This is a genomic window from Sulfurimonas sp. (assembly GCF_047622445.1).
Taxonomy (GTDB): Bacteria; Campylobacterota; Campylobacteria; order Campylobacterales; family Sulfurimonadaceae; genus Sulfurimonas.
This window is the reverse complement of the sequence record NZ_JBLHOE010000122.1, coordinates 1-3,365: the sequence shown is the minus strand read 5'-3', so window position 1 is coordinate 3,365 and position 3,365 is coordinate 1. Positions and strand designations below refer to the sequence as shown.

The window sequence follows — 3,365 nt, the reverse complement described above, 5'->3', positions numbered from 1 at the left end:
TAAAAACCATCAGACTCAAAACCTTTTATATCTTTTTGAATAAATAGATTCTCTAATATTTCGCCACTAGATAGTTTTAAAAAATTTTCTATTTTTTTTTCTTTTTTCCAAGTTATACTTTCATTTGGTTTTTCTTTTAAAACTTTAAAATAAATTCCTATTGCATATTCATCCCATAAAATTTCAGCCTTAAAGTATAGATTGTTCTGCTCATAAATACTTGAATAGTGTTTTATAAATATATTTACATACTCTTCTATTTTTTTATCTTTATATTCTAATTGTTTAAATGCTGTCTTATATTTTTGCTTTTTTTTACCAATTATCCAAGGTATTACAATACTATTTGTATAATCAATTAGTGCATACTCTTGTTCATTAAAATCAAAAGCCTTCAGTATAGTTTCATCTAATTTATTAATAAGATTATTTAAATCATTTTCATAATTTAATGTATTTGAACTACTTGTATCAAAATGTTCTTTTTTTAATTCTTCTATTTTTGATACTATTGGAATTATCTTATTATTTTTAATGTAAGGTAAACTTAATTTTTCATAATCGTCACACTAATGCTATGCCCTTGTTTATGTAAAGTATGTATCACAGTATATTCCTCTTTATCAATCATACCAACTCCAAATATTTATTTGAAGTTATCGTATCTTTTTTTGTTAATAAAGTGGTGCACTTTTAGTTTGCACTACTGGTGTATTTTACCTCTGCACTTGACACTAAGTAACGAATAAATATTATTCTACCTATAAGTGAATTTACTATATTTCTATTTTCTTTTAATTTATTTGGATACAAGTTATTTAGGTTATCTAAAATTTCTTCTCTAGCATACTTTATATTTTCAAGTAAAACTTTATCCACTCTTTTATTTTTTTGTTTAAATTTATTATCTTTAAAGTATGTGCCACTTATAAGAGATAGATAATTTAATCCGTTTTGTTTTATAGGGTCTAGTTCAAGTATATCTTTGCTGTTTAGTATATAATCAAAGCCATTATAAATTTCAAAATCAGTTTCAGTCTCAATTATAACAATAGGGACTTCACCAAAATTCCAACATTTTTTAAACACTTCTTTTTTAGTAGCTTCTTTATTAAAGAATAGAATAATTACCTTACCATTAATTATAAATAGATTGTTTGGCTTTACTTCTTTTAATGAGTTAACAACTCTTTGGGGTAAATTTTCAATAGTTGATATATCATCAAAGTTATAAAGTCCTTTTTCATAGTTTATATCAAATTCTGCATCTATTTTATCTAGCATTAACTTACTCATTTTTACCCTCCATAATTAAAATTTCATTCCTATTCAATTCATAAAGCCTATAAACCAAAGTTTCTAACTTCTCAATCTCTTCTCTTGATTCAATTTTATCAAATGATTTTTGAAATGTTTAATCAGCTCTGATTATTTATTATGTTATTTTATCTAAAATGAGGTTATAAGCTTATTTGTATATATAACTATTTTAGTTTTCCAAAGACCTTATATCTTTCCCAATACGTATCTACAGCATTTTGGAGTTTTTTTTCTGTAAGTGTAGTTTTTTTCTTCACACCAAAACGGCTAATGAAAGAGTCCGACATAACCGTAGTTTCTTTTACCGGAACTTTTAAATAGTTAATAATCGCATTTTTCATATCCACTTCACCACTATAAATAAGAAGGTACTTATAAAAGTACTTATCTATACTCACTGGTAAGCGATTATGGCATCCCACACAGTTATCTTCATATATATTTGCATCAAGTGAAACCATCAAGATCACTAGGCTCAGAAAAATACTTTTTACCATGATACACTCACTGTCGTGCCAACTTTAAGTTCAGACTGTATATCTATATCTAGACTATACTCTTTAGCAATACTGGCAACTATATTTAAACCTATTCCGAAACCACCACTACTTTTGTTAAATCTTGTATATCTTTCTAGCATTTGAGATATGTCTTCCTCAGCTATCCCAATACCACTATCTTCAACACTAATTTTTCTTGCTTCTACTCTAATGATGATAGAACCCTTAATTTTGTTATACTTTATGGCATTAGAAATTAAATTATCTAAGAGTTTTGAAAACTTTCCTTTGTCAATATATAAACTTGTATTTTGAATTATCTCTATTTTTAAACTCACTTTTTTTGCTGTAGCTAAAGAATTAAAATACTCTATCCGCTCAAGTACAACTTGTTCTATATTTAAATCTTCATCATTTGCCATAATCTTATTGCCCAAAGTAAGGTACGTTAAATCTTGGTAAATATTTGAAATAGTCTTAGCCCCTATATCTATACGATTTATCTTTTTTAGAAGTTTTTCATCAAGTGAAGATTTATCAATCATTTCTATGTTAGCTACTATTGTGCTTACTGGAGTATTGAGCTCATGTGTAGTGTCTTTTATGAATCTGTCCAGTAACTGTATGGCATCACGCATAGGCTTTAAAAATAGACGAAGGAGTACATAACCAACTGCCATCATGAAAACAAAAGTAAGAGAAACAAAAAGAATAATTTCCTTTCTTGTTTGCTTCAACCATAAACCATCATCTTTTACTTTTATTATGACATACTTTGCACCAAGGTAATAAGACTCTGGAATATTTACAAGGTGAATAACCTTATCGTGAAGATATAAAATTTTATCGAGTTTAATTTTTGTATCTGAACTTGAAAAGATTAACTTTCTTTCATTGTCAAAAATTGCAGAATCAAAGTTATCGTATCTTGGATAAACTTGTGTTTTATCGAAGTTGATATGCAGTTGTTTTAAGTCATATAAAAACTTTTTCGAATGCTCTTGTAGTGTAGATTTTTTTTCTTGTAACATCAAGTCTTTTTGTAAGTCATAATAGATAAAGGAAAAAACGGAAATGATAATTATCGTAAATAAAATGTAGAGGACGGAGAATCTAAAAAGTGTTTTTTTTTCGCTACTTAGAAAATCTGTATCCAAGCTTTTTGATGCTGACAATCTTATCCTTTCCAATAATTTTTCTAAGATTTTTAATGTATGTTCTCAAAGCATTTTCACTTGGAGTCTCTTCATATGACCAAAGCGTTTCATAAATCACTTCATGAACAACTGCTTCGTTTTCATGTTGTAAAAAGAGTTTAAGCAAGGCTGCTTCTTTGTTGTTAAGCTGAACTAATGCCCCTTTTACATACAAGAGATTCGATTCTGTATCGTATTCTATCTCTTTTGAAATCTCTATACACGGTGAAGACTCATGAAAAAAGCCTCTTTTTAAAATAGTATCTATTCGAAGTAACAGTTCTTTAAGTGCAAAAGGTTTTCTTATGTAGTCATCACAGCCACTATCATACCCTGTCTCAAGTGAGTC

The 3,365-nt window shown here is 27.6% G+C and carries 4 protein-coding genes; all 4 read right to left on the bottom strand.

Annotated features, from left to right (window positions below; translation table 11 throughout):
• Positions 1–693 precede the first annotated feature (693 nt).
• Complete coding sequence (locus tag ACI9TV_RS16020) at positions 694–1,296, bottom strand: hypothetical protein (RefSeq protein ID WP_415251826.1); 603 nt, start codon at positions 1,294–1,296, stop codon at positions 694–696.
• Positions 1,297–1,484: 188 nt separating this feature from the next.
• Entirely contained in the window at positions 1,485–1,817 is a 333-nt protein-coding gene (locus ACI9TV_RS16015; RefSeq protein WP_415251825.1) for a hypothetical protein, read from the bottom strand.
• A complete protein-coding gene (locus ACI9TV_RS16010) occupies positions 1,811–2,851 on the bottom strand; it encodes a sensor histidine kinase (RefSeq protein WP_415251824.1) in 1,041 nt (346 codons plus the stop codon). Before ACI9TV_RS16010 ends, ACI9TV_RS16015 begins: the two co-directional genes overlap by 7 nt.
• Before the next feature lie 103 nt (positions 2,852–2,954).
• A partial coding sequence (locus tag ACI9TV_RS16005; RefSeq protein ID WP_415251823.1) for a response regulator transcription factor occupies positions 2,955–3,365 on the bottom strand: 411 nt, incomplete at its 5' end.